The sequence below is a fragment of the Malaciobacter canalis genome, assembly GCF_008000835.1.
Classification (GTDB): domain Bacteria; phylum Campylobacterota; class Campylobacteria; order Campylobacterales; family Arcobacteraceae; genus Malaciobacter; species Malaciobacter canalis.
Genome location: NZ_CP042812.1, coordinates 839,423 through 865,228, shown reverse-complemented (window position 1 = coordinate 865,228; position 25,806 = coordinate 839,423). Strand labels below are relative to the sequence as shown.

Annotated in this window: 26 protein-coding genes; 18 read left to right on the top strand and 8 right to left on the bottom strand. The window is 27.7% G+C overall.

Going from position 1 to position 25,806, the window contains the following annotated elements; genetic code table 11:
• Positions 1 to 14: 14 nt before the first annotated feature.
• Entirely contained in the window at positions 15 to 1,073 is a 1,059-nt protein-coding gene (ispG, locus tag ACAN_RS04280; RefSeq protein WP_099333927.1) for a flavodoxin-dependent (E)-4-hydroxy-3-methylbut-2-enyl-diphosphate synthase, read from the bottom strand.
• Positions 1,074 to 1,227: 154 nt separating this feature from the next.
• Here ispG and ACAN_RS04275 point away from each other — a divergent pair, with 154 nt between their 5' ends.
• The 15 genes from ACAN_RS04275 to ACAN_RS04205 all read left to right on the top strand — a co-directional run bounded on the left by ACAN_RS04275 (position 1,228) and on the right by ACAN_RS04205 (position 19,141).
• Positions 1,228 to 3,450, top strand: coding sequence for an ATP-binding protein (locus ACAN_RS04275; RefSeq protein ID WP_165773047.1), 2,223 nt, complete (start codon positions 1,228 to 1,230; stop codon positions 3,448 to 3,450).
• Between the two features lie 56 nt (positions 3,451 to 3,506).
• A complete protein-coding gene (locus tag ACAN_RS04270; protein ID WP_099333925.1) occupies positions 3,507 to 4,223 on the top strand; it encodes a CvpA family protein in 717 nt (238 codons plus the stop codon).
• Positions 4,224 to 4,241: 18 nt separating this feature from the next.
• Positions 4,242 to 5,756, top strand: coding sequence for a lysine--tRNA ligase (gene lysS / locus ACAN_RS04265; protein ID WP_099333924.1), 1,515 nt, complete (start codon positions 4,242 to 4,244; stop codon positions 5,754 to 5,756).
• Between the two features lie 14 nt (positions 5,757 to 5,770).
• The gene (locus tag ACAN_RS04260; protein WP_104412957.1) at positions 5,771 to 7,033 is read left to right on the top strand and encodes a serine hydroxymethyltransferase; all 1,263 of its coding nucleotides are present in this window, start codon (positions 5,771 to 5,773) and stop codon (positions 7,031 to 7,033) included.
• Between the two features lie 12 nt (positions 7,034 to 7,045).
• Positions 7,046 to 7,969, top strand: a complete 924-nt coding sequence (locus ACAN_RS04255) for an SPOR domain-containing protein (RefSeq protein WP_099335036.1) — start codon at positions 7,046 to 7,048, stop codon at positions 7,967 to 7,969.
• 12 nt (positions 7,970 to 7,981) lie between these two features.
• On the top strand, positions 7,982 to 9,391 hold the full coding sequence (locus ACAN_RS04250) for an anthranilate synthase component I family protein (protein WP_099335037.1): 1,410 nt from the start codon (positions 7,982 to 7,984) through the stop codon (positions 9,389 to 9,391).
• 79 nt (positions 9,392 to 9,470) lie between these two features.
• Positions 9,471 to 10,250, top strand: coding sequence for a pyridoxine 5'-phosphate synthase (locus ACAN_RS04245; protein ID WP_099335038.1), 780 nt, complete (start codon positions 9,471 to 9,473; stop codon positions 10,248 to 10,250).
• Positions 10,247 to 11,173, top strand: a complete 927-nt coding sequence (gene pdxA, locus ACAN_RS04240) for a 4-hydroxythreonine-4-phosphate dehydrogenase (RefSeq protein WP_099335039.1) — start codon at positions 10,247 to 10,249, stop codon at positions 11,171 to 11,173. Before ACAN_RS04245 ends, pdxA begins: the two co-directional genes overlap by 4 nt.
• Positions 11,170 to 12,237, top strand: coding sequence for an ATP-binding protein (locus tag ACAN_RS04235; protein ID WP_099335040.1), 1,068 nt, complete (start codon positions 11,170 to 11,172; stop codon positions 12,235 to 12,237). The genes pdxA and ACAN_RS04235 overlap by 4 nt, the downstream gene beginning before the upstream one ends.
• A gap of 65 nt (positions 12,238 to 12,302) precedes the next feature.
• Positions 12,303 to 13,010: a UMP kinase gene (gene pyrH / locus ACAN_RS04230; RefSeq protein WP_079578739.1), complete on the top strand. Its 708-nt coding sequence runs from the start codon at positions 12,303 to 12,305 to the stop codon at positions 13,008 to 13,010.
• A 12-nt stretch (positions 13,011 to 13,022) separates the two neighbouring features.
• On the top strand, positions 13,023 to 13,244 hold the full coding sequence (locus ACAN_RS04225; RefSeq protein WP_099335041.1) for a DNA-directed RNA polymerase subunit omega: 222 nt from the start codon (positions 13,023 to 13,025) through the stop codon (positions 13,242 to 13,244).
• 41 nt (positions 13,245 to 13,285) lie between these two features.
• Complete coding sequence (locus ACAN_RS04220) at positions 13,286 to 15,430, top strand: RelA/SpoT family protein (protein ID WP_099335042.1); 2,145 nt, start codon at positions 13,286 to 13,288, stop codon at positions 15,428 to 15,430.
• A gap of 20 nt (positions 15,431 to 15,450) precedes the next feature.
• A complete protein-coding gene (gene tyrS / locus ACAN_RS04215; RefSeq protein ID WP_099335043.1) occupies positions 15,451 to 16,659 on the top strand; it encodes a tyrosine--tRNA ligase in 1,209 nt (402 codons plus the stop codon).
• Between the two features lie 11 nt (positions 16,660 to 16,670).
• A complete protein-coding gene (locus tag ACAN_RS04210) occupies positions 16,671 to 17,747 on the top strand; it encodes a nitronate monooxygenase (protein ID WP_099335044.1) in 1,077 nt (358 codons plus the stop codon).
• A gap of 95 nt (positions 17,748 to 17,842) precedes the next feature.
• On the top strand, positions 17,843 to 19,141 hold the full coding sequence (locus ACAN_RS04205) for an N-acetylmuramoyl-L-alanine amidase family protein (RefSeq protein WP_099335045.1): 1,299 nt from the start codon (positions 17,843 to 17,845) through the stop codon (positions 19,139 to 19,141).
• Here the strand turns inward: ACAN_RS04205 and ACAN_RS04200 are convergent.
• The 5 genes from ACAN_RS04200 to ACAN_RS04180 form a co-directional block, all read right to left on the bottom strand.
• Positions 19,104 to 19,550, bottom strand: coding sequence for an NUDIX domain-containing protein (locus ACAN_RS04200; protein ID WP_099335046.1), 447 nt, complete (start codon positions 19,548 to 19,550; stop codon positions 19,104 to 19,106). The genes ACAN_RS04205 and ACAN_RS04200 overlap by 38 nt on opposite strands.
• A gap of 9 nt (positions 19,551 to 19,559) precedes the next feature.
• On the bottom strand, positions 19,560 to 20,627 hold the full coding sequence (locus ACAN_RS04195) for an LptF/LptG family permease (protein WP_099335047.1): 1,068 nt from the start codon (positions 20,625 to 20,627) through the stop codon (positions 19,560 to 19,562).
• 2 nt (positions 20,628 to 20,629) lie between these two features.
• Entirely contained in the window at positions 20,630 to 21,181 is a 552-nt protein-coding gene (gene pth, locus ACAN_RS04190) for an aminoacyl-tRNA hydrolase (RefSeq protein ID WP_099335048.1), read from the bottom strand.
• Positions 21,182 to 21,187: 6 nt separating this feature from the next.
• Positions 21,188 to 21,724: a 50S ribosomal protein L25/general stress protein Ctc gene (locus tag ACAN_RS04185; RefSeq protein WP_079578724.1), complete on the bottom strand. Its 537-nt coding sequence runs from the start codon at positions 21,722 to 21,724 to the stop codon at positions 21,188 to 21,190.
• Positions 21,725 to 21,799: 75 nt separating this feature from the next.
• Complete coding sequence (locus ACAN_RS04180) at positions 21,800 to 22,150, bottom strand: PB1 domain-containing protein (protein ID WP_099335049.1); 351 nt, start codon at positions 22,148 to 22,150, stop codon at positions 21,800 to 21,802.
• Positions 22,151 to 22,224: 74 nt separating this feature from the next.
• Here ACAN_RS04180 and folD point away from each other — a divergent pair, with 74 nt between their 5' ends.
• Genes folD through rpiB form a run of 3 tightly spaced genes read left to right on the top strand, consistent with a single transcriptional unit; the run spans position 22,225 to position 24,329 of the window.
• Positions 22,225 to 23,094, top strand: a complete 870-nt coding sequence (gene folD / locus ACAN_RS04175; protein WP_079578720.1) for a bifunctional methylenetetrahydrofolate dehydrogenase/methenyltetrahydrofolate cyclohydrolase FolD — start codon at positions 22,225 to 22,227, stop codon at positions 23,092 to 23,094.
• Positions 23,087 to 23,872, top strand: a complete 786-nt coding sequence (gene lepB / locus ACAN_RS04170) for a signal peptidase I (RefSeq protein ID WP_099335050.1) — start codon at positions 23,087 to 23,089, stop codon at positions 23,870 to 23,872. Before folD ends, lepB begins: the two co-directional genes overlap by 8 nt.
• Position 23,873: 1 nt before the next feature.
• Positions 23,874 to 24,329 carry a ribose 5-phosphate isomerase B gene (rpiB, locus tag ACAN_RS04165; RefSeq protein WP_099335051.1) on the top strand — a complete coding sequence of 152 codons (456 nt, stop codon included), beginning with the start codon at positions 23,874 to 23,876 and terminating at the stop codon, positions 24,327 to 24,329.
• A gap of 8 nt (positions 24,330 to 24,337) precedes the next feature.
• On the opposite strand, the gene ACAN_RS04160 is transcribed toward rpiB, so the two are convergent.
• Together ACAN_RS04160 and ACAN_RS04155 are read right to left on the bottom strand one after the other, a co-directional pair.
• Entirely contained in the window at positions 24,338 to 24,754 is a 417-nt protein-coding gene (locus ACAN_RS04160; RefSeq protein WP_099335052.1) for a GNAT family N-acetyltransferase, read from the bottom strand.
• Positions 24,751 to 25,731: a DUF2156 domain-containing protein gene (locus tag ACAN_RS04155; RefSeq protein ID WP_099335053.1), complete on the bottom strand. Its 981-nt coding sequence runs from the start codon at positions 25,729 to 25,731 to the stop codon at positions 24,751 to 24,753. The genes ACAN_RS04160 and ACAN_RS04155 overlap by 4 nt, the downstream gene beginning before the upstream one ends.
• Positions 25,732 to 25,806 lie beyond the last annotated feature (75 nt).

Sequence of the window (25,806 nt, the reverse complement as noted above, 5' to 3'; positions counted from 1 at the left end):
AAGAAAAATAAAACTTATTTTTTCTTTGCTTCTTCTTCTACTTCTTGTAAGAATCTATCAAGTAGTTTATCAGTTGGAAGTTTTGCTATTGTTTCACCTTTTTTGATGATTAATCCACTTCCTTTTCCATAAGCTATTGCAACATCTGCTGATTTTGCTTCACCAATTGCATTTACAACACATCCCATAACTGAAACGTTTAAAGGGGTTTTTATATGTTTAGTTCTTTCTTCAACTTGGGCTACTGCACTTACTAAATCAGCTTCAATTCTTCCACAAGTTGGACAAGAGATGATATTTAGTCCCTCTTTTACTAATCCTGCATCTTTTAATATAGCTCGCCCTACTTCAATCTCTTTTTCAAGTTCACCTGTCATTGAAACTCTTAAAGTATCTCCTATTCCATCAAGAAGTAAACTTCCTAAGGCAATTGAGGATTTGATTGTTGAGTGAAATTGTGTTCCAGCTTCTGTAACTCCTAAGTGAAAAGGATAGTTATTCATAGGCCTTAAGCCTCTATAAGCTTCTACTGTTCTTTGAACATCACTTGCTTTTAAAGATACTTTAATATCAGTAAAGCCTAAATCTTCAAGATATTTGATATTATAATCAGCACTTGCAATCATTCCTTGTGCTGTTTGTCCATATTTATTTTCAAACTCTTTTTCCAAAGAACCGCAATTTACACCAATTCTAATAGGTAGATTTCTTTCTTTGCAAGCTTTCACAACCTCTTCTACTCTTTTTTTATCCCCAATATTTCCAGGGTTAATTCTAATACAATCAACAACTTCAGCAGCAATTAATGCAAGTTTATAATGAAAATGTATATCAGCAACAATAGGTAAGCTTACTTGCTCTTTTATACTTTTTAAAGCAGTAGCAGCTTCTTTATTTGGTACTGCAACTCTTACAATATCAGCACCTGCAAAATGCAGTCTTTTTATTTGCTCAACAGTTGCTTGTATATCTGATGTTTTAGAATATGTCATAGATTGTACGGGAATTGGTGCATCACCACCAATAGGAACATCTCCTACGTAAATCTTTTTTGTTGGGTATCTTTTTATCATTTTAAAATTTTATCTAATTATTATTAATATTTCATGAAGATTTTCAATTGATGTTTTTCTTAATATTATGTAACTATACTGTAACATTTTAATAATATGAAAGTTTTACAAATGTATAATAAATATGACTAATATTTTAATTAAAAGACATATAATGCTATATAGACAAAACGCCTATAAATATTTACTACTTTTTGTAATTTTGGCACTTAGTGTAGTGCTTTTTACTTCTTTGTATATTCATAATAAAGAGAAAAACCTGCTTGATTCAAAATACAAAGAGAGTGCAAAAAACACCAAAGAGTTTATAAAAAACCTAATTGAGAATAAACAAAATGCCACATTAGCTATTGCTATTTCCCTTGCAAAAGATGATAGATTATATTCATATATGAAAAATAGAACTTATAAAAACTTTGAATATGAAAAAATCTCATCTCAGATGAGAGAATATACAAAATTCAAAAATGTTTGGATTCAAATCATTGATAAAAATGGTACTTCAATATATAGATCTTGGACAAAAAAGACAAATGATAATTTATTATTTAGAAAAGATTTAAACAAGATGTTTAAAAAGCAAGATATCACCACCTCTATTAGTGTTGGTAAATTTGATTTAAGTATAAAAGCTAGAACTCCAATATTTGATGATGGCAAGTTTTTAGGTGCTTTAGAAGTAATAACACACTTTAATTCAATTAGTAAAAGACTCAAAAAAAGAGGTATAGATGCAATAATTGCAGTTGATAAAAAGTATAAAAGTAGACTAACTTTTCCTTTGACAACAAACTTTATTGATGATTATTATATCTCAAATTTAGATGCTTCTAAAAAGTTTATAAACTATTTGAAACAAAATAATATAAATAACTATTTTAATATAAAAGATTACAAAATTGAAAATACTCTTTTTATTACTTCATATGAACTAAGAGATGACAATGGTGGTCATTTAGCTTCTATTATTAGCTTTAAAGATAAAAATAGTATTGATATTCAAGCAATTAAAGATTATAAAAGACAAATGATAATGCTTGTGGTTATACTACTTATTATTTTAGTTTTTATTTTTACTTTATATGTATACAATATTGATTCAAAAAATATAAATAGATTAAATAGTAGATTAAAAAAACATATAAAACAGCTAAAAATTCAAGAGAATAAAAAGCAGTCAATTTTAGATTCTCAATCAAGTATTATGGTTATAACTGATGGAGTTAATATCATAAATGCAAATAAACAACTTCTTAAATTTTTTAAAGATATAAGAACATTGCAAGAGTTTAGGGAAAAATATGTTTGTGTTTGTACTCAATTTATTGATATGCAAGATAATTCATATATTTTTGACAAAGATTATGATGGCAAAAATTGGGCTGAATATATTCTTTCTAAACCACACAAAAACTTCAAAGCCGCAATGAAAAATCATTATGGAAGTATAAGACACTTTTCTGTAAAAGTATCAAAAGGTGAATATGATGACTATATTATAGTTACGCTTGCAGATATTAGCTCTGAAATAGAACAGAAACAACAACTTAAATATTTAAATAATAATTTAGAAAAATTAGTAAATAAAAAAACATTGGAGCTTAAAAAATTAAATGAGTCTTTAGAAGATAAAATCAAAGATGAGATTTTTAAAAGTCAAGAAAAAGATAGACTCTTATTTCAACAATCAAAAATCACAGCAATTGCTGAAACCTTAAACAATATTGCCCATCAGTGGAGACAACCTCTTAGTACAATAAGTACGGCAACAAGTGGTATGCAACTACAAAAAGAGATGAAGATTTTAGATGATGAAACTTTTAATGACTCTTGTGAGACGATTTTAAGAAGTACGAAAACCTTGTCAAAAACTATTGATAATTTTTCTAACTTTTTTGTTCAAGAAAAACAAAAAATTGAGTTCAAACTTAGTGACTCAATTCATGAGACTCTAAAATTTTTAAACTCAACTTTTGAAGAAAAAAATATTATTATTGATTATAGTATGGATAAAGATATAAAAATTTACGGCTATAAACAAGAGTTTCAACAATCATTATTGAGTATTTTTGATAATGCAATTTATGCGGTTTGCACAAATAAAGATATTAAAAATAGAATCATTTCCATAGAGATTAAAAACAATTGCTTAAGTATAAGAGATTCAGGCGATGGAATTGATGAAGAGGATTTAGATAAGGTTTTAGAACCATATTTTACAAAAAAACATCAAGCTTTTGGAATTGGAATGGGACTTTATATGGTACAAGAGCTTTTAGTAAAACATATGAAATATGAAATTGAGGTTAAAAATAGTACTTTTAGTTACAATAACAAAGAGTATTATGGTGCTTTAATTTTCATAAATTTTAATTAAACTTCTATTTTGAAAAACTTAGATATAATACGCAATATTTACAAAAGGAACTAGCGTTGCAAGAGTTTGGTATTTTTGATATGGTTGTAGCTGGTATTACCGTTATTTTAGGTCTTAAGGGTCTATTTAGAGGTTTTATCAAAGAAGTATTAGGTATTGTAGGAATTATTGGGGGTATTTTTATAGCTTCAAGGTTCTCTTTTGAAGTTGGAAATTTAATTGCTCCTATTTTAGCTTTAGATAATGAAGCTACTATAAAACTTATTGGTTTTATTGTTGCATTGATTGGATTTTGGATTCTTGTTTATTTTATTGCTTTAATATTAAGTAAAATAACAGATTTAAGTGGTCTTGGTGCAATAAATAGACTTCTTGGTTTCTTATTTGGTAGTGCAAAAATATTTTTAATCTTCTCTGTAATTGCTTATGCTTTATATCAAGTACAATCATTTAAATCTGTAATAGATGAAAAAGTTGGAAACTCTATTACTTTCCCATACTTAATTGATGTTGGTGGATATATTATTAAACTTGACACAACAAAAGTTACTAAAAATATCGAAGATAGTGTTGATAGTGTTGTAAATAAAACTAAAGAGACTATCAATAAATCAATCGAAGAAAAAGTTTCACAAGAGATAGACAAAGCCACAAATGAAGTAGTAAAAGATGCAACACAAATCCAAGAAAATATAGATCAAAAAGAACAAACAACAAATGAAAATGAAGTTGAAGTTAAACAAACAAATACACAAGAAGAAATAAAAAAATAATAGTAAAGGAAAAATAGATTGTTTGAAAATAAATATATACAACAAAGAATAGAAAAAGCAAATACTTTAAAAGAGTTAGGTGTAAATCCATATTCAAATTCAAGTAAAAGAAATACAACTATTAGTAAATACCTAAATGTTAATACAGATATCTTTCAAAAAGAAGATAAAAGAGATGAAAATAGAAACTATACAGTTGCTGGAAGAGTTAAATTTTTTAGACTTATGGGAAAAGCTAGTTTTTTAAAAATAGAAGATGAGAGTGGAATTTTACAAATTTATGTAGCAAGAGATAATCTTCCTGAGGGATTTTATAATAATATTTTCAAAAAGAATGTAGAAGTTGGTGATATTATTGAAGTTAGTGGTTATCCATTTGTTACAAACAAAGGTGAACTATCACTACATGTACATGAATTAGTAATATTGACAAAATCTATTTCTCCACTACCTGAAAAATATCATGGTATTCAAGATAAAGAGTTAAGATATAGACAAAGATACTTAGATTTGATTATGAACTCTCAAGTTAGAAAAACTTTTCATATTAGAAGTAGAGTTATAAGCTTAACTAGAAGATTTTTTGAAGATAAAGGCTTTTTAGAAGTTGAAACTCCAATGATGCATCCAATTCCTGGTGGAGCAAATGCAAAACCTTTTGTTACTCATCATAATGCTTTAGGTGTTGATAGATTTTTAAGAATTGCACCTGAATTATATTTAAAAAGATTAATTGTTGGTGGTTTTGAAGCTGTATTTGAAATAAATAGAAATTTTAGAAATGAAGGAATGGACGCAACACATAATCCTGAATTTACTTCTATTGAATTTTATTGGGCATATAAAACACATAAAGACTTAATTGAAATAACAAAAGAGTATTTTGAATATTTATTTGAACATTTAGATTTACCTATGACTTTACCTTATGGAGATAAAGAGATTGATTTTACAAAATTTAGTGAAATTCCACTAATTGAGTCATTGACAACTGTAGGAAATGTTCCAGCAGATATAACAGAAGATAAAGATAAAATCTTAGCATATTTAAAAGAGAATAAATTAGAAGCTGATGAAAACTTGAACCTTGGACAATTACAAGGTGAGTTATTTGATGCTTTTGTAGAAGATAAATTAATCAATCCAACATTTATTACAGAATACCCAGTTGAGATCTCTCCACTTGCTAGAAGAAGTGATGAAAAACCTCATTTAACTGATAGATTTGAGTTATTTATTGCAGGTAAAGAGATTGCAAATGCCTTTAGTGAGTTAAATGATCCAGTTGACCAACTAGAAAGATTTGAGGGACAAATGGCTGCAAAAGATAAAGGTGATGATGAAGCACATGAGATGGATCAAGATTTTGTAAATGCTTTATCTTATGGTATGGCACCTTGTGCTGGTGAAGGAATTGGTATAGATAGACTTGTAATGATGCTTACAAATGAGCATTCAATTAGAGATGTAATACTATTTCCAGCTATGAAACCTATTAAAAGTGAAATAGATTTACACGCTGATCAAGAGTAAACTAAGGAAAACAAATGAGTTATATAACAAACGCGAACTTAGAACAAGCAGATGAGAAAGTATATTCAATAATACAAAAAGAGTTAAAAAGACAAACAAATCATTTAGAGATGATAGCAAGTGAGAACTTTACAAGCCCAGCAGTAATGCAAGCAATGGGTTCAGTATTTACTAACAAATATGCTGAAGGTTATCCATATAAAAGATATTATGGAGGTTGTGAATTTGCTGATGAAGTAGAACAACTAGCAATAGACAGAGCTTGTGAGATTTTTAATTGTAAATATGCAAATGTACAACCACACTCAGGAAGCCAAGCAAATGGTGCAGTATATGCAGCATTATTAAAAGCTGGTGATAAAATTTTGGGTATGGACTTATCTCATGGTGGACATTTAACTCATGGTTCAAAACCATCATTTTCAGGAAAGAACTACTCTGCTTTTTATTATGGAGTTGAGCTTGATGGAAGAATTAATTATGATAAAGTTTTAGAAATTGCAAAAATAGTTCAACCAAAAATTATTGTTTGTGGTGCAAGTGCATATGCAAGAGAGATTGACTTTAAAAGATTTAGAGAAATAGCAGATGAAGTTGGTGCTTTTCTTTTTGCTGATGTTGCACATATTGCAGGTTTAATTGCAGCCAATGAACATCCATCGCCATTTCCACATGCACATGTTGTAACAACAACTACACACAAAACATTAAGAGGACCAAGAGGTGGACTTATATTAACAAATGATGAAGATATTGCAAAGAAGATTAATTCAGCAATATTTCCAGGAATTCAAGGTGGACCATTAGTACATGTAATTGCAGCAAAAGCAGTAGCATTTGGAGAGATTTTACAAGCATCATGGAAAGATTATGCAAAACAAGTAAAAGCAAATGCAAAAGTATTAGCAGATGTATTAGTAAAAAGAGGATATGATTTAGTAAGTGATGGAACAGATAATCACTTAGTATTAGTATCATTTTTAAATAAACCATTTTCAGGGAAAGATGCAGATGCAGCACTTGGGAATGCAGGTATAACAGTAAATAAAAACACAGTTCCAGGTGAAACTAGAAGTCCATTTGTAACAAGTGGTATTAGAATAGGAAGTCCTGCATTAACAGCAAGAGGAATGAAAGAGAAAGAGTTTGAGTTTATAGCAAATAAAATTTGCGATGTTTTAGACGACATTGAAAACACAAAACTTCAAGATGATATAAACAAAGAACTTGAAGCTCTTGCTTCTAATTTTGTTATTTATTCTCAATCTACTTACTAATAAGGATTAGTTATGGAAATTAAAGGCGAAGACTTTTTAAAAAAAGTACAAAAGAAACAAGAAACAGAAGAGTTAGAACAAAGACTTTCACAGCTTAAAGGTGATGAGGAAACTGTTCAACCAAATCAACAATACTACTCAAAACCTAATATGCAAGATGATGATGCTGTTAAAGTAGATATTGATGATCAAGAGCTAGGAGATATAATGCTAAATGGTGCTTCTAATAATTCAGGTCAATCAAATGAAACAAATAAAAGAAAATATTTGATTTTAGGGCTTGTTTTAATAATTCTTTTTTTATTAACAATAGTTATTATTCGTCTTTTAAATAGTCCAAGTGATGATGAATCATTTTCTAATTCACAAGAGCAAACAAAAGAAGAGAAAAGTTTAGAAAATGACAGTATTGAACAACAATATCAAAAAATTATTGATGAGAAACTAAAAAATATCAAAGAACAGACAAACCAAACACAAGAAGTAGATACACAAGATAGTGAACTTAATATTGATTCTATTGAACAAAAAGAGAAAAAAGTAGAAGAAGAAACAGCAAAACCTGATGTTTTTGGAATTAAAGAGAAACAAGAAGCTAAAAAAGAGGTAGTAAAAAAAGTAACAAAACCTGTTGTAAAAAAACAAGAAGTAAAAAAACAAGAAACTACTAAAACAGTTAAAAAACAAATAAGTACTTCTAAACCAAAAGGAACTTTTGTTCAAGTTGGTGCTTTTTCTAAACAACCAGCTAAAAAATATCTTGAAAAGATTGAAAAAAATGGTTTTAATTACACTATTTATAAAGTAACTGTAAATGGCAAAGTTTATAATAAAGTATTAGTAGGACCATATAAAAATAGAGCTAATGCAGAAGAGAATATGTCAATAATAAAAAGAAAGCTAAATATATCAAGTGCTTTTATTCTTAGATTTTAAGGGCATTTGATAATGACATTTTATGCAAAAGAGCTTTTTTTAGACCAGTTTACTCCTGTTTCAATTTATGAAAAAGTAAAAGAGCTTTATAAAGATGAAATTACTTTTTTATTTGAAAGTACTATTAATTCAAGTGATGGGAACTACTCTTTTATTATAATAGGAGATAGAGAAAGGGTTTGGTACAAAGATAATAGATGTTTTCATAAAGATGAAGATGGAAATATAAATGAAGTTGAATCAAATCCTTTAAAGTTTCTTCAAAAACATTATAAAAAGTTTGATAAAAAACTTTTCAAAGATAAAGCAAGAGAGTTAGGAATTGGACTAATTGATGGCTTTATTGGTAATATAGGTTATGATATAGGCAAAGAGTTTGAACCAAAACTAAAAAAATCAATGAATAACTTAACTGATCAGTTAAATATTCCTGATGTTGATTTGATAAGACCAAAAATGATTTTAGGCTTTTCTCATAAAACTTCAAAACTTGTAATGGTTACCTCGCTTAAAGAGTATGAAAAACAGTTAGATATTATAGAAAAACAGCTACATACTCCTTATACTTTTACACCTTTAAAAAAAGCTACACTTTTAGATGAGGGGAAATTCAACTATACAAAAGAGCAGTTTTTTGAAATGGTTGATAAATCAAAAGAGATGATAAGAAGTGGAGATGTTTTTCAAATTCTTATGTCAAATAGATTTATTCAAAAAGCAAAGGTTGATCACTTAAGTTTTTATAGAGCCTTAAGAAGCAAAAATCCTAGTCCTTATTTGTTTTTTTTAGAGTATGAAGATTTTTGTATTGCTGGTAGTTCTCCTGAGGTTATGATAAAACTTGTAGATAATCACCTACTTTTAAGACCAATTGCAGGTACAAGAAAAAGAGGTAAAACATTAGCTAGAGATTTAGAGCTTGAAAAAGAGTTACTTGATGATCCAAAAGAGAAAGCAGAACATCTTATGCTTGTAGATTTAGGTAGAAATGATGTAGGAAGAGTTGCTAAAGCTGGAACTGTTAAGGTTACTGATTTAATGAGAATAGAAAAATATTCACATGTAATGCATATTGTTTCAGATGTTGAAGCAGTCATTGATGAGCAGTATGATATGTTTGATTTATTTGCTGCAACATTTACAGCTGGGACTATGACAGGTGCTCCAAAGATTAGAGCCATGGAACTAATCGCACAATTTGAGGGTATTAAAAGAAGTTTTTATAGTGGAAGTATTGCATATTTTGGTTTTGATGGAAATATGGATAGTGCAATAACTATTAGAACAACACTTCTTACAAAAGATAAAGTTATATTCCAAGCAGGTGCTGGAGTTGTTGCTGATTCTGTAAATGAGCTTGAATATCTTGAAGTACATAATAAACTTGCTGCAAATATAGCAACATTGAAAGAGTTATCTTAAAAGATACTCTTTTTTCTACTTTATTCTTATAAAATTAAATATTAGATAACATAATTAAAAACTAACAAAAGGATACATAGTGTTACTTGGAGTAAATATTGACCACATTGCTGTTTTAAGAGAAGCAAGAAAGATAAATGATCCAAATCCTCTTGATGCTTTAGGTATTTGTAAATTAGCAAATGCAGATCAAATAACTATTCATTTAAGAGAAGATAGAAGACATATACACGATGATGATGCAAAAAAAATCATAGAGAACTCAAACTTACCTGTAAATTTAGAGTGTTCAATAAATGATGAAATTATTGATATTGTATGCAAATTAAAACCACAAAGAGCAACTTTAGTTCCTGAAAATAGAGCAGAAGTTACAACAGAGGGTGGTCTTGATGTAAAATCAAATTTTGAGAAAATAAAAAAAGCTATTAAAAAACTTCATGATAATGAGATTGAAGTATCACTATTTATAGATCCAAAAAAAGAGACAATAAAACTAAGTAGTGAATTAAAAGTTGAATGGATAGAGCTTCATACAGGTACATTTGCAAATATTTATGCAATGTTGCATGGAAATTTAAGAAATACTCATCATAGCATCAAAGAGTTAGAACTACCAAGACAAGATTTAAAAGTGATGCTTAAAGAGTCAAAAAAACAGATAAAAAAAGCTTCAAATAAAGCAGATCAATTAAACTTAAAAGTTGCAGCTGGACATGGACTTAACTATCAAAATGTAAGTTTAATTTCTTCTATTAAAACAATTAGTGAATTAAATATTGGTCAAAGTATTATTGCAAGATCGGTTTATACTGGATTATATCAAGCAATATTAGATATGAAAGAGTTAATCAAATGAAACATAAAATAGCAATATCTATTGGTGATTTAAATGGTATTGGTTTACAAATTGCCCTACAAAGTCATGAAAAAATAAAAAAAATTTGCAAGCCTATTTATTGTATAAATAATGAAATGTTAAAACAAGGTGCAAAACTTTTAAATTTAGAAATTCCTAATGATTTTGAAGTTTATAAAACTAAAGGTGAGTTTGAAATTAAGCCAGGACAAGTATCTAAAAAAAGTGGCAAGTACTCTTACACTTCATTTATAGATGCAATTAATCTTACAGAAAAAAGAAAAACAAATGCTGTTGTAACCTTACCTATAAATAAAGAGTCTTGGAACAAAGCAAATATTGATTTTAAAGGTCATACAGAAGTTTTAAGAAGTTATTTTGGAGAAAATGCAATTATGATGCTTGGATGCAAAAAAATGTTTGTTGCTCTTTATACAGAACATATTGCACTTAAAAAAGTCCCTAAAAAAATCAATGAAGAAGATTTGACAACATTTTTATGTAATTTTTATGAAAATGTAAAACAAAACAATATTCAAGTTTTAGGTTTAAATCCCCATGCAAGTGATAATGGAGTTTTAGGAAATGAAGAAGTTGAGATATTTAAAGCAATAAAAAATGCAAATAAAATATTGAAAAAAGATATTTTCAAAGGTCCTATTGTACCTGATACTGCATTTTCAAAAACAAATAGAAAATCTTGCAAATATTTTGTTTGTATGTATCATGACCAAGGTTTAGCACCATTGAAAGCTTTATATTTTGATCAAAGTATAAATGTAAGTTTAAATCTTCCTATTATTAGAACCTCAGTTGACCATGGAACTGCTTTTGATATTGCATACAAAGATGCAAATATAAATAAAAAAAGCTATTTAAATGCCATAAAAGAAGCAATAAATCTAATAAATAGTAAAAAATGAAAACTTTAGAAGTATGCTATGAGCTTGATTTTTCAAAAATTAGTTTTTTAGAAAGAAAAGTAAAAATAAAGAGTAAAAAAACATTTATTTATGGAGCACCTAAGTGTGGTAAAACATATTTAATATATGACTATCTTGCGAACTTTGATACAAATGATTATATCTATATAGATTTTAAAGATTTTAGAAATGACTTAGAAGAGATAAGAGTTCATTTAAGTAGTTTTATAGATGAAAAAAAAATCAAAATTTTAGTTTTAGAGAATTTTGATTTTTCATTTGAAATACCAAAGTGTGAAAGTATTATTATCTCAAATCACAATAAATTAAATCTTGATAACTTTGAACATTTGCATGTAAAAGCACTAGATTTTGAAGAGTATTTACTTCATGAAACAAGATTTCACACAGCAACTCAAGCATTTAATAACTTTTTAAAATATGGAAATATGCCAGGAGTTGTAAATTTAGAAGAGCATACAAAAGAGAGAAGATTACAAGAAATATTAAGATTATATACAAAAGATGAGACTTATGAGTATATACTTAAAATTTTATTTTTAAATATTGATGAGAAAAAATCACTATATCAGTTATTTAATACACTAAAAAATCAAATAAAAATTTCAAAAGATAAATTTTATGCCACAGTTAAAACTTTTGAGAACTCTGGTTTAGTCTATTTTTTGCCAAAATATAATCAAGAAAAAGCAATAAAAAAAGTTTACTCTTATAATCATGCTTTTTTAAATGCAATTTCACATGCAAAAAAATTCAAAAATGAGTTTACAAATATGGTTTTTTTGCAACTTGAATCAAATTTTGAGCAAATATATTATCTTGATAATATCGATTTTTTTATTCCAAGTGAAAATTATATAATTTTATCTATTCCCTTTTTTAATCCTTTACTAAAAAAAGGAATAGAAAAAAAATTGAATAAGGTTTTAAAAGAGTATCATATAGAAAAGATTGATATTGTAACTGTAGGTTACAGTGAAAACTTTTTTTTAAATGATATTAAAGTTGAAGTATTACCTTTTTTTGAATGGGCAGTTAGTTAAAAGTTTGCCTTAAATCACTATTAATTTTTTTTTAGATATAATCACGAAATTCTAAAAGGAAATAAATGAATAAAAGAGTACTTGTTAAATTTTCTGGTGAGGCATTAGCTGGTGAAGAAGGTTACGGTATAGATACTCAGATTTTGGACTATATCGCAGATGAAATTAAAAACTTGGTTGATAATGGTATTGAAGTAGGTATTGTTATTGGTGGAGGTAATATCATTAGAGGTGTTACTGCTGCTGCTGATGGTGTGATTAAAAGAACTAGTGCTGATTATATGGGTATGCTAGCAACTGTTATTAATGGTGTTGCTATGCAAGAAGCATTAGAATACAAAGGTTTAAATGCAAGATTACAAACTGCTATAAAAATGGAACAAATTGCTGAACCATTTATTGTAAGAAAAGCTATTAGACACTTTGAAAAAAATAGAGTTGTAATTTTTAGTGCAGGTACAGGTAATCCATACTTCACAACTGATACAGCTGCAACTTTAAGAGCAACAGAAATAAACGCATCTATGTTAATTAAAGCTACAAAAGTTGATGGAATTTATGATAAAGATCCTATGAAATATGATGATGCTGTTAAACTTGATACTATTTCATATGATAGAGCACTAGAAGATCACATTAAAGTGATGGATGATACTGCAATTGCATTAGCAAAAGATAATAAACTTCCAATTGTAGTTGCTAATATGAGTGAAAAAGGTAACTTACTAAAAATCATCAATGGTGATACTAGTAAATGTTCAATTGTTAAATAAAAAGGATTATTAATGCTAAGATTAGAAGAAAGAATGGCTAAGGCTTTAGAGAAAGTAAATAATGATAGATATATTTTATCAATCGCTGTTGGGCAAAGAGCAGACGATTTAAGTAAGGGAGCAAAACCACTACTTGAGCAAAATACACAAAACATGAAATATACTGATATTGCTATTGATGAGATTGGAAATGGTTTATTAGTTATTGAGGGTTTAATAGATAAAGAAGATTAATTATAAAAGTTTAAACTTTTATAATTTCTTTATGTGATATTATGGATCCATTCATAGAAACAATTCAAGGCATCAACACAATTGATGGTGCCATTGAAGAACTAAAAAAACATACTATAATAACACCTAAATTAAAAGATATCATAAACTTTACTATTAAAGCTCATGATAATCAATTTAGGAAAAGTGGTGAACCATATGCTGTTCATCCCTTACTTGTTGCCTCAATTACTGCTTACTTCAGTCCTGATGAAGCAGTTGTTGCCACTTCACTTTTACATGATGTTGTTGAAGATACTGAGTATGATTTAACTTTTGTAAAAGAAAACTGGGGTGAAGATATAGCTCATATGGTTGATGGACTTACAAAAATAGTTGAAATTAGAGAGAGTGAATTCTCTTCAAATCTATCTATTCATGAAGCAAAAACCATATCTTCTGCCATGACTTTTAGAAAAATGCTTATTGCTTCAATTGATGATGTTAGAGTGCTTTTAGTAAAACTTTGTGATAGATTTCACAATATGCTAACACTTGATGCACTTCCTGAAAATAAGCAAAAAAGAATTGCAGAAGAGACTTTAGTAGTTTATGTTCCAATTGCTCATAGACTTGGTATTTCAACACTTAAAAATCATCTTGAAGATTTAGCTTTTTATTATATTTACCCAAAAGAGTATAATAAAATAGATAAATTTATAAAAGATCACCAACATGCAATTCAATTAACATTTAATAATTTTATTAGTAATACTAAAAATATACTTGAAAAAAATGGTTATGACGCATCAAAAGTAAAAATCTTAAGTAGAATCAAACATCATTACTCTATTTATTTAAAAATGCAAAGAAAAGGTGTAAGTATTGATGAAGTACTTGACTTACTTGCAATTAGAGTATTAGTTCCAGAAGAGATTGATTGTTATAAGGTTTTAGGTCACTTACACTTAGCGTACAAGCCTTTAATTTCAAGATTTAAAGATTATGTATCAACACCTAAAGAGAATGGTTATAGAACTATTCATACAACTGTTTTTTATAATTCAAAAATATATGAGATACAAATTAGAAGTTTTGAAATGCATAAAATAGCAGAGTATGGTATTGCTGCACATTGGAAATATAAAAGTGGTGCTCAAAATGGACCAAATTTAAATTGGCTTAAATCTTTAGAGTTTTCAAATGAAAATGTTGAAGAGTTTTATGCTGATACAAAAGATGATTTATACTCAGAAGAGATTGTAGTTTATTCTCCACATGGAGATACTTTTAATCTTCCAAGGGGTTCAACAGCATACGATTTTGCATATGCAGTGCATACAGATGTTGGTAAATATGCTTTTGAGTGTTTTATAAATAAAATAAAAAAACCTCTTTTAACAGAGCTTAAAAGTTCAGATATAGTAGCTATAAAAACCACTGATTACCCTATTCTTAGATGTTCTTGGGTAGATATGGTAAAAACAAACAGAGCTAAAAAACAGATTAAAGTGCTTTGTTCTCATAGACAAAAAGAGTTAAATGAACTTACAGGTAAAAATATAATTGATACTATTTTTGTAAGATATACTCAAGAAATAACAAATACACATAATTTTGATTCTTTACATAAAATAGCAAATAATCTTGACTTTTTAAGACATGTAAAAAAGCAAATTGAAACAAGAATGATAAAAGAGCATGGATTAGTAACTAGATTTAAAATCCTTGCAAGCAAATTAAAGAAGTATAAATTTGATAATATTTTAATATATTCAAATTTTAGTATAAATTCTGTATCATTTGACCACTGTTGTCATCCAAAATTTGGAGATGATATAGTAGCTTTTAAAGATGGCAATAAAGCCATCATTCATCATAAGATGTGTGATAAAGCATATAAGAAAATAAAATCAAAACAAAACATGCTATTTTGTAAATGGACAAAAGATACTTTATATCCATATAAGATGGTTGTTTCCCTTGCTAATACAAAAGGTGAATTAGCAAAACTTTTAATGTATATGTCAAAATACGAGGGTTATATTTTAAGTGTTGATTATGGTAGAGAAAAGCACTCTTACAGACAATACTGTGATATAGAGTTTGAGATAAATAACTCAAATGTGGAAGAAGTTAGAAAAATCGTAGAACAAAAAGCAAAAGTAATTGAGTTTTTTTCAAAAAAAGATGCATACAATAAATAATATTTTATAAAAGAGGATAAATGGAAGAGAAGATTAAAAATGCACTACAAGAGATACAAAGAGGATGTGCAGAAATAATTGATATGGAAGCTATTGAAAAATTAGTAAGAAACTTTTATGAAAAAGGTGAAAATTTCTATGTAAAAGCTGGCTTTGATCCTACTGCTCCTGATTTGCATTTAGGGCATACTGTACTTATAAGAAAACTTGCAACATTCCAAAAGTTTGGTGGAATTGTACAGTTTTTAATTGGTGATTTTACTGCAACTATTGGAGATCCAACAGGAAAAAGTGAAACTAGAAAAGTATTAAGCAGTGAACAAGTTTTAGATAATGCTGAAACATATAAAGAACAAGTATTTAAAATTTTAGATCCAGAGAAAACAAAAGTAATGTTTAATAGTGATTGGCTAGGCAAGTTAGGAACAGCAGGTATTATTAATCTTGCTTCAAACTTAACAGTAGCAAGAATGTTAGAAAGAGATGATTTTTCAAAAAGATACTCTTCAAACACTCCAATTGCAGTAAGTGAATTTATATATCCATTACTTCAAGGCTATGATTCAGTAGCAATGCATACTGATATAGAAATGGGTGGAACTGACCAAAAATTTAATCTTTTAATGGGAAGAACTTTACAAAAAGCTTATGATTGTAAAAAACAACAAGCTGTACTTATGACTCCTTTGCTTGAGGGCTTAGATGGTATTCAAAAAATGTCTAAATCTTTAGGGAACTATGTAGGTGTTACAGATGCAGCTAATGATATGTTTGGAAAGCTATTATCAATTTCTGATGAATTAATGTGGAAATATTATGAGCTATTATCGAAAAAATCACTAAAAGAGATTCTACAATTACAAGAAGGTGTAAAAGATGGATCTTTACACCCTAAAAAAGTAAAAGAAGAGCTTGCTATGGAGATTGTAGATACTTACCATAGTAAAGGTGCAGGAGAGCTTGCAAAAGCAGAATTTGAAAAAATATTTGCAAAAAAAGACATTCCAAGTGATATTGAAGAGTTTGAATTTGAAGCAGGAATTTGGATTTGTCAAGCATTAGTTGATGCAAAACTTGTAAATTCAACTTCACAAGCAAGAAGAGATATTAAAGCGGGTGCTGTGAAGATAAATCAAGAGAAGACAACTGATGAGAAACTTAATTTAAAATCTGGTGAATTTATTTTACAAAAAGGTAAAAAGAATTTCGCAAAGATTACAATAAAATAAAAGGGCTAGTATTGAGAATAGGAAAGTATGAGATTAAGCACCCCATAATTCAAGGCGGAATGGGTGTAGGTATCAGTTGGGACAGACTAGCTGGTACGGTAAGTAAAGAGGGAGGACTAGGTGTTATCTCATCAGTAGGAACAGGATATTATAAAAGTGATGAATTTTCTGTAAAAACAAAAAAAGATAAGCCAGTTGATGTTTTGAATTTTTATTCAAAAGAAGCTTTAACTACTATTATTAAAAATGCTAGAAAAATTTGCGGTGATGCACCACTTGCATGTAATATTTTATATGCTATAAATGATTATGGTAGAGTTGTAAAAGATGCCTGTGAAGCAGGTGCAGATATACTAATTACTGGTGCTGGTATACCTACAAATATGCCACAATTTACAAAAGATTTTCCAGATGTTGCATTGGTACCTATTGTTTCAAGTGCTAGAGCATTAAGACTTATTTGTAGAAAGTGGAAAAGATATAATAAACTTCCAGATGCAATTATTGTTGAGGGACCAAAATCAGGTGGTCACCAAGGTTTCACTTATGAACAGTGTCTTCAAGAAGAGTACCAACTTGAGAATATAGTAGGTCCAGTTATTGAAGAAGCAAAAAAATGGGCAGATGATATTCCTGTTATTGCTGCTGGTGGAATTTGGGATAAAAATGATATTGACAAATTTTTAGCTCTTGGGTGTGCTGGTGTACAAATGGCAACTAGATTTATTGGAACTCATGAGTGTGATGTTGATACAAATATGAAAAAAGTTTTAATAGATGCAAAAGAGAGTGATATAAAGCTTATGAAATCTCCAGTTGGGCTTCCTGCAAGAGCAGTTATGACTAACTTACAAGCTTCTATTGAAAATAAAACTGCACCTAAAATTGCTTGTATTTCAAACTGTGTATCACCTTGTCATAGAGGTCAAGAGGCAAAAATAGTTGGTTATTGTATAGCAGATAGGCTAGGAGCAGCTTATAAAGGTGATTTGGATACAGGATTGTTTTTCACAGGTTCAAATGGGTATAAATTAGATAAAATAATATCTGTTCATGAACTTATGGAAAAACTAACTAAAGGAGAGTAGTTATTTTTAAAAAAATATTACTATGTTCTTTATTTCTATTAAATTTAAACTTTGCATTTGCAAATAGTATTGAAGAAGAATACAATGCAAATAGAATGAGTTATCTAAGAGCAGTATTAAATAATAATACTGCTTTGGAGATAAAACATCTTGAAAACATAATAAAATACGGCAAAAAACTAGGTCATAACACTTCAAAATATGAAAAAGAGTTAGCAAAAATAGAAAAAAGAGAGAATACTACAAGTTCAAAAACTGCTACAAAAAATAAAGTACAAAAAACACAAACAGCTAAAAAAGTAACAAAAACCAAACCTAAACCTAAAACAAATAGTTTAAATTATACAGTTAAAAATGTATATACAAAAAATAATATGATAGTAATTGATTTTTATACAAATATTACTAAAAAACATATAGATTATAGTATTGATAAAACTAAATACTCTAATTTATATCTTTTTGATATTAAAGGCTCTTTTAAAGATGCAAGACCAACAAAACTTGAAATTTCTGGAATTGATAGGATATATATCATTCAAAAACAGAAGAGTCTTTTACATATAAAAGTAAGAGATAAAAACAAATTAAATCCAATTTATATAGTAAATAAAAAACAAATAATAATAAAGTTTTTAAATATAGGCTCAAATGTTAATTCAAATACAACAAAAACAAATACAAATAGAAATATTATAAATGTAAATAGATATAAAAGAAAAGTAGTTGTAATTGATGCGGGTCATGGTGGAAAAGATGTAGGAGCAGTAGGCTCTAATAAAAAATATGAAAAAAAAGTTGTATTAGCTGTAGGCAAATATTTATATAATATACTTAAAAAAAGAGGCTATGATGTTTATATTACTAGAAAAGGTGATACATTTATAGAAGTTAGAAATAGAACAATTTTAGCAAATAAAAAAAATGCAGATATATTTTTATCAATACATGCAAACTCTATTGCAAAAAGTAAAGCACACAAAGTAAAAGGGGTTGAAACATTTTTCTTAAGTCCTGCAAGAAGTGCAAGGGCAAAAAGAGTTGCAGCCAAAGAAAATAGCAGTGATGTAAGATCTATGAGTCTAGCAACTAAAAACTCATTTTTAACAGTACTTAATCAAAGTAAAATTACAGCTTCAAATAAACTAGCTATTGATGTACAACAAAATATGCTATATACTTTACAACAAAAATATAAAGATACTGTTGATGGTGGAGTAAGAGAAGGACCATTTTGGGTCTTAGTAGGAGCTCAAATGCCATCTATTTTAATAGAAGTAGGATATATCTCACACCCAACTGAGGGGAAAAGATTATATAAAAGTAGTTATCAAAAACTATTAGCAAATGGAATTGCTAATGGGATTGATTCTTATTTTCTAAAAAATCCTTAATATTAGTAATAAGATCTTTTTGTTTCTTTTTAAACTGAGGTAGATTATCTAAATCAAAAAATTTAACTTTACTATTTTCCCAAGATAGATAACTATCTTGTAGTTTATCTTCAAAAAAATATTTATCAATATTTTTTATATTTTTTGCATTTACTAACCAAAGACCTATATCTTTTTCTTTATTTTTTTGTTCAAAATATTGTTCAAAATCATCAATGCAAACATCTATTCCTGACTCTTCACGAAACTCTCTTTTAGCACACTGTTTAGCACTCTCTTTTGCTAATTGAACACCTTTTAAAAAACCCCATTTGCTTTCACTTTTTATAGATTTGCAAAGCAATAACTTAATCTTATTTTTCTCTTTTTTATATAAAGCAAGTCCATATGCCTTAATTTGTTTACTCATAATTCTCCTTTAGTAGGATATTTTTTTCTTATAAATAAAATAAGATAAAGTGTACCATAAAAATATTGGTAATAGTAGTGAAACTTCAGGTAAAAGTGTACCATTATTTGAAAATTTATGTAATAAAAAGAAAATACCCCATGATATTAAAGTAAAAAATATTGAAAGAGAAGTAAATTTACCAATATTAAAAAACCTACTATTTAAAGAAGAGTAAGTAAAAATAATAATCATCAATGGTAAAATAAAAAACGATACAATGATTTCATAATACAATGCTGCTCTTATTTTATCTGTATTAATACCTTGCTTATCTAGCAATATTAGTGCTGATATTGCATCAATAATTGAAAAAGTTGATTTTGATTCATATACATTGTTTAATATCTTTGGCTTAAAGCCCTCAAGTGTATGCAAAAATCTTTCATGACTAACTTCTATTTTTGACTCTTCAAAATCAATATTTTTAGGTTTTTTAGTAATTTTTGCATCTATTACATACCATCTATTATTTTGAAAATAAGCTTTTTTTGCGACAATACTTTCAACTAAATCTTTATCAATAACTTTAAAAATATGGATATTTTCAGCTCTTTTTTCTATTGGATATAATTTTTGAAAGAAAATGTGATAGTCATTGTATTTCAAAAAGATATCTGATTTTGTACTAATAAAATACTCATCATCCAAAATTTTACTTTTTTGTTCATATGAGTAAGCAAGTGGTGTTGCTTGAAGAAATATTAGTGCAAGTAATAGCAAGAAAGAGATCTTTATAACAGGTGAATAGATTCTATTTTTACTAATTCCAAGTGCTATAAAAGCAACTAATTCATTACCTTTTATTAATATTACTAAAGTTAAAATCCAACCAAATACTAATGATAATGGTAAAGTTAAAGTAAGGGTAAAAAAGCTATTATAAAATAGATATAATAGTTGTAAGTTTGCAGAATCTGGAAGACTTTTCATATTTTGAAAAAAATCAATCCCTACAAAAAATAGTTGTAGTGAAACTAAAACAATAAAAAAACTTTTAAGATATTTTTGTAAAATATATTTTGTTAATATGCTCATTATTACTTCAATGTAAATTTAGATTTTACTTCATTTATAGATTCAACTTTTAGTGCATCTATAGCTTTGATAGTATGGGGTATTATATCTTTTAATCTATTTAATTCCTCTTTTGAGAAGTTGTTTAATACATAATTTACCACATCTTCTTTATTTTGTGGTTTTCCAATTCCTATTCTAACTCTTATATAATCTTTTCCTATATGAGAATCAATTGATTTTAATCCATTGTGACCACCATGGCCACCACCGATTTTAAATTTAACTGCGCCAAAAGGCAAGTCTAAATCATCATGAATTACTATTATTTCTTCATTTTCAAGTTTATAATAGTTTTTTATTGCAACAACTGCATCACCTGATAGATTCATAAAAGTTTTTGGTTTTACTAGTAAGTCATTTGAAGATTTTAAAACATCTGCTTTAAAATTTGATTTATTAATTGTAGTAGTACTTAAGTTCTTGGCCATCTTATCGATGACCATAAAACCTATGTTGTGCCTAGTTAATAGATATTTTTCACCTATATTACCAAGTCCAACTATTAAAGCCATTATAAATTACTTAGCTTTAATTACACCAACGATTGGTACTCTTGGGTCTAAGAAACACTCAACACCCTCAGGTAATTCTAAATCTCTAACTAAGATATTGTCACCTGTATCTAATTTATCAATATTTAGATTAAAGCTTTGTGGTAAATTCTCATAAGTAGTCTTAACAGGAACTCTTTTCTTGTGGAAAATGAATAAACCTTTATTTTTAAGACCAATTGGAGTACCTTCAACTTTAACAGGAACTTTATAAGTAGTTCTTACACCTGGTTGTGCAACCATTAAATCAACATGTAATAACTCAGAAGTAATTGGAGCTTTTTGATACTCTTGAACAACAACTTTTAAATTATTTCCACCAACAGATACATCAAACGAAAGTGTTTCTTTGTTTTTTAACGTTTTAATAAACTCATTCGTTTTAAACGCAGCATTGATATTTTCTAAACCTTTACCATAGATATTAGCAATTAAGTAACCATCTCTTCTTAAAGATTTAGTTTCTAGTTTTGTCATACTATCTCTTACGATACCCTCTAACATAAACATTCCTTTGTTTTAAAATTAAGTTGCGCATTATATTTAAATTAATATTAATAATAGCTTTACTTTTAAAAACTATTTTAGTTTTTGTATATAATAATATAAAGATTCTAACTCTTCATCAGTTAAAAAATATGTTGGCATGATTAATGATTCTGTTTTGTCTGCTCTTAATTTAGTTTTAAAATCTTTAAAACTAATATTTGTAAGTGGAGGAACTTTTATATATTTAAGTGCTCCTTTTTTATCTCTATATTTTGCAATTATTACTTCTTTTTTGCCATTATTATGGCATTTATTACACCCTACTCCTCTAGGGTTTTCATAAAGCATTGCCCCATACTCATATTTTGTAATAAACGAGTTATCATCATCTGTGGCAAAAATAGTTGTAATAATTAGAAGTAATAAAAATAGTAATCTCAATCTTAACCTTTGTGTAAAAATGTTTTTGGTATTATATCAACCTAAAATTAAAACATATATAAGGTTTAATCCCCATGACAATACTTGATGGAAAAGCATTATCTAATAAAATAAAAGAAGAAATAAAGTTTGAAGTAGAAGAGCTTCAAAAAGAAAAAGGTATTACACCTGGACTTGCTGTAGTTTTAGTAGGAGCTGATCCTGCTAGTGCTGCTTATGTAAATATGAAAAGTAAAGCGTGTAAGCAAGCTGGAATTTACTCTATTGTTCACGAAATGCCAGAAACTATATCTCAAGATAAAATTTTAGAAATTTTAGCAATGATGAACAAAAACCCAAATATTGATGGAATATTAGTTCAATTACCACTTCCAAAACATGTTGATACAACTGCTATATTAGAAGCTATTGCACCTGAAAAAGATGTTGATGGTTTTCATGCATATAATACAGGAAGAATGACTTTAGGACTTGACTCTTTTACTCCTGCAACACCATATGGTGTGATGAGACTATTAGAAGAGTACAATATTGACCCTAAAGGTAAAAATGTTTGTGTAATAGGTGCAAGTAATATTGTTGGTAAACCTATGGGAACACTTTTACTTAATGCAAATGCAACAGTTACAACTTGTCATATACATACAAAAGATCTAAAAGAGCATACAAAAAATGCAGATATTATTTGTGTTGGTGTGGGAAAAGTAAATCTAATTACAGAAGATATGGTAAAAGATGGTGCAGTTGTTATTGATATTGGTATAAATAGACTTGATACTGGAAAATTAGTTGGGGATGTTGATTTTGAAAATGTTTCAAAAAAATGTGCATATATCTCACCTGTGCCAGGTGGTGTTGGTCCTATGACAATTGCTATGCTTTTAGTTAATACAATTAAAGCAGCAAGATTAAGAGAAGAAAGAGAAAGAAAACTAAATGATTAAAAAAGCTTACAACTGGGCTAGTTCATGGACTGGCACAATTATAATTGTATTAGGTATTATTTTTTTTGTTGCACAAGCTTTTGTAATTCCTAGTGGAAGTATGAAAAATACTTTGCTTATTGGAGATATGCTTTTTGTTAAAAAATTCTCTTATGGAATTCCTGTTCCAAGAATTCCTTGGATTGAAGTACCTGTTTTACCAGATTTTAATAATAATGGTCATCTAATAGAAGGTGACAAACCAAAGCGTGGTGATATTGTAGTATTTAGGTATCCAAAAGATGATACAATTCATTATGTAAAAAGATTAGTAGCAACAGGAGGAGATTTAGTTCTTATTCAAAATAAAAATCTTATTTTACACCCAAAAGAGGGAAATGAGTATGTAAAAAAGAATTTTGCGCAAGAACAAATTTTAAATGTTGAGGGAAAACTTTGGGTTATTAATCCTTATCAAAAGAACCATCCTGGAATACATAATGATCCAGAAGTACAAAATACAAGACAAGCTCCAGCTCAACTATTTAATATGTTACCTATTAAAGTTCCAAAAGGAGAATACTTTATGATGGGTGATAATAGAGACCATTCAAATGACTCAAGATTTTGGGGAACTGTTGAATACAAAAATATTGTAGGTAAACCTTGGTTTATCTATTTTTCTTGGGATGAAAATAAAAAGATTAGATGGGATAGAGTTTTTAGAACAGTTGAATCTTTAGAAGAAGATTTAAAAGGAAAAGAGCTAGATATAAATCATAAAGAGGGGATTTACTAAAATGAAATATTTTATAGCAGCAGATCATGCGGGAATTGATATTAAAAAATATGTAAAAGAACTATTTGAAAGTAAAGGGCATGAAGTAGAAGATTTAGGCCCTTACTCTAAAGATAGAGTTGATTATCCAGATTTTGCTGTTAAAGTATGTGAAAAAGTTTTGGAAAATGAAGACAGCTTTGGTATTTTGATTTGTGGTTCTGGTATTGGTATGTCTATGTCTGCAAATAAATTTGATGGGATTAGAGCTGCTTTATGTCACAATGAATACTCTGCTAAAATGGCAAGAGAACACAATGACGCAAATGTAATGTGTTTAGGTGAGAGAGTTAGTGGATATGGTATGATTGAAGCTATTATAGACTCTTGGCTAGCTTCTTCTTTTGAGGGTGGAAGACATGAACAAAGAGTTAAAAAAATAAATGCTTTAGGTAAGATGGGAAGCTGTAGAGTATAAGATTATTCTTATACTCTTCTCATTAAGTATCCATTCTCTTTTTTATAATAATTTTCTAATATCTTATACTTTTTAAATCCAAATTTTTCATATAATAGTATTGCCTTTTCATTTGATTGTTTAACTTCTAATTGATGGGATTTATCTTTTAATTTTTCTATTGAAAAACTTAACAATTTTGAAGCAAAGCCTTTACCTTGGTACTCTTTTAATATTGCAAAAGAGTAAAGTCTATAATAACTTTTTCTTTTAAGCCATAAACAATAACCAATGGTTTTATTCTCATATATTACTTTAAAAACTATATTTTTATTTATATGATAATTTAAACAAGCTTTACTTAAAGAGAAAATATCATCTTTAAAAACATTTTGTTCAATAATAAAGATATCATTTAAATCTTTTTTTCTAGCTATTTGTATCATTTTTGATAAATTGTATATTTTGGAATTAATTTATTTGGTCGATAAGACATCTTAACTTTTTTTAGATTTTCAAATCCCATATCATCTCCTACATTTATATAAGAAACATTATATTTTTCTTTCAATAATTTTGTAAACTCTCTAAATATTAATTGTGCACATCCAAGTATTTCAAAATCTGTTTTTTCAATAATAATACTAGCTGTTTGTTCATTTATTTTTTCACCAACTGTAAAGCCTTTTATTTCATCATCAATATAAATAACTAATCCTATTACATCTAAATTTTCATAATCATTAATTAATCTTTTAATAGCAAATCTTTCAAAATATATTCCATCTAAAAAAACTTCAACTTCTTCTTTGGGCATATATTTTGTTCTATCAGTTACCCATTTATTAAATAAATTTAGTACATCATTTGCATGCTTTTTCTTTTCTAATACTTCTAAAGTAAAATTTGGATAGATTTTTCTAAATTTATTTATTTCATTTCTTTTTGATTTATATGAATCACCTTTTAAATCTATTAAATCATCAACTTTATAGATATAATCAACTAATTTTTTCTCAATTACATAATCTTTTAACATATCATAAATTAAAGTGCCCTCCTCTAAATAATCAACAAATCCTTCTAATATATTTTCATGTACATATTCAACTTTTGAATAATTAATTCTACTATTGTGAGAATTCATTATTTCAAAACATGTACAAATTGCTTCGTATGTGTTCTCTTTTTTACCAAGAGGAGGTAATAACATACTTAATTCACCAGAATTTAATACAAATAAACAAAAAGTATTATTTACTATTCCATAAAAGCCTGTTGCAGTAGAAAGCCAAATATAATTTCCAGCAAATGTATAATCACTAAGTTCTACATTGATTAATTTTAAATATTTAGTCATCTCATCTTTTGCATTTAAATCAAAATGCTTTAAGCAAAAATTATTTATAGTCAAAGTTGACATTTTCTCTTTTCCTTATAAAATTTTTGAAATTATACATCTATTTTTTTATTTTGCGTCAAAAATAAAAAAAGTTTT

Excerpts from the sequence above, each read along its gene's own strand:
- ACAN_RS04160 (WP_099335052.1), bottom strand. The coding sequence starts at position 24,754 with ATGATACAAATAGCTAGAAAAAAAGATTTAAATGATATCTTTATTATT.
- ACAN_RS04220 (WP_099335042.1), top strand. The coding sequence starts at position 13,286 with ATGGATCCATTCATAGAAACAATTCAAGGCATCAACACAATTGATGGT.
- ACAN_RS04275 (WP_165773047.1), top strand. The coding sequence starts at position 1,228 with ATGCTATATAGACAAAACGCCTATAAATATTTACTACTTTTTGTAATT.
- ACAN_RS04260 (WP_104412957.1), top strand. The coding sequence starts at position 5,771 with ATGAGTTATATAACAAACGCGAACTTAGAACAAGCAGATGAGAAAGTA.
- ACAN_RS04250 (WP_099335037.1), top strand. The coding sequence starts at position 7,982 with ATGACATTTTATGCAAAAGAGCTTTTTTTAGACCAGTTTACTCCTGTT.
- ACAN_RS04185 (WP_079578724.1), bottom strand. The coding sequence starts at position 21,724 with ATGTTAGAGGGTATCGTAAGAGATAGTATGACAAAACTAGAAACTAAA.
- ACAN_RS04195 (WP_099335047.1), bottom strand. The coding sequence starts at position 20,627 with ATGAGCATATTAACAAAATATATTTTACAAAAATATCTTAAAAGTTTT.
- pdxA (WP_099335039.1), top strand. The coding sequence starts at position 10,247 with ATGAAACATAAAATAGCAATATCTATTGGTGATTTAAATGGTATTGGT.
- pth (WP_099335048.1), bottom strand. The coding sequence starts at position 21,181 with ATGGCTTTAATAGTTGGACTTGGTAATATAGGTGAAAAATATCTATTA.
- folD (WP_079578720.1), top strand. The coding sequence starts at position 22,225 with ATGACAATACTTGATGGAAAAGCATTATCTAATAAAATAAAAGAAGAA.
- rpiB (WP_099335051.1), top strand. The coding sequence starts at position 23,874 with ATGAAATATTTTATAGCAGCAGATCATGCGGGAATTGATATTAAAAAA.
- ACAN_RS04235 (WP_099335040.1), top strand. The coding sequence starts at position 11,170 with ATGAAAACTTTAGAAGTATGCTATGAGCTTGATTTTTCAAAAATTAGT.
- ACAN_RS04225 (WP_099335041.1), top strand. The coding sequence starts at position 13,023 with ATGCTAAGATTAGAAGAAAGAATGGCTAAGGCTTTAGAGAAAGTAAAT.
- ispG (WP_099333927.1), bottom strand. The coding sequence starts at position 1,073 with ATGATAAAAAGATACCCAACAAAAAAGATTTACGTAGGAGATGTTCCT.
- ACAN_RS04200 (WP_099335046.1), bottom strand. The coding sequence starts at position 19,550 with ATGAGTAAACAAATTAAGGCATATGGACTTGCTTTATATAAAAAAGAG.
- ACAN_RS04255 (WP_099335036.1), top strand. The coding sequence starts at position 7,046 with ATGGAAATTAAAGGCGAAGACTTTTTAAAAAAAGTACAAAAGAAACAA.
- lepB (WP_099335050.1), top strand. The coding sequence starts at position 23,087 with ATGATTAAAAAAGCTTACAACTGGGCTAGTTCATGGACTGGCACAATT.
- tyrS (WP_099335043.1), top strand. The coding sequence starts at position 15,451 with ATGGAAGAGAAGATTAAAAATGCACTACAAGAGATACAAAGAGGATGT.
- pyrH (WP_079578739.1), top strand. The coding sequence starts at position 12,303 with ATGAATAAAAGAGTACTTGTTAAATTTTCTGGTGAGGCATTAGCTGGT.
- ACAN_RS04155 (WP_099335053.1), bottom strand. The coding sequence starts at position 25,731 with ATGTCAACTTTGACTATAAATAATTTTTGCTTAAAGCATTTTGATTTA.
- ACAN_RS04205 (WP_099335045.1), top strand. The coding sequence starts at position 17,843 with ATGAGTTATCTAAGAGCAGTATTAAATAATAATACTGCTTTGGAGATA.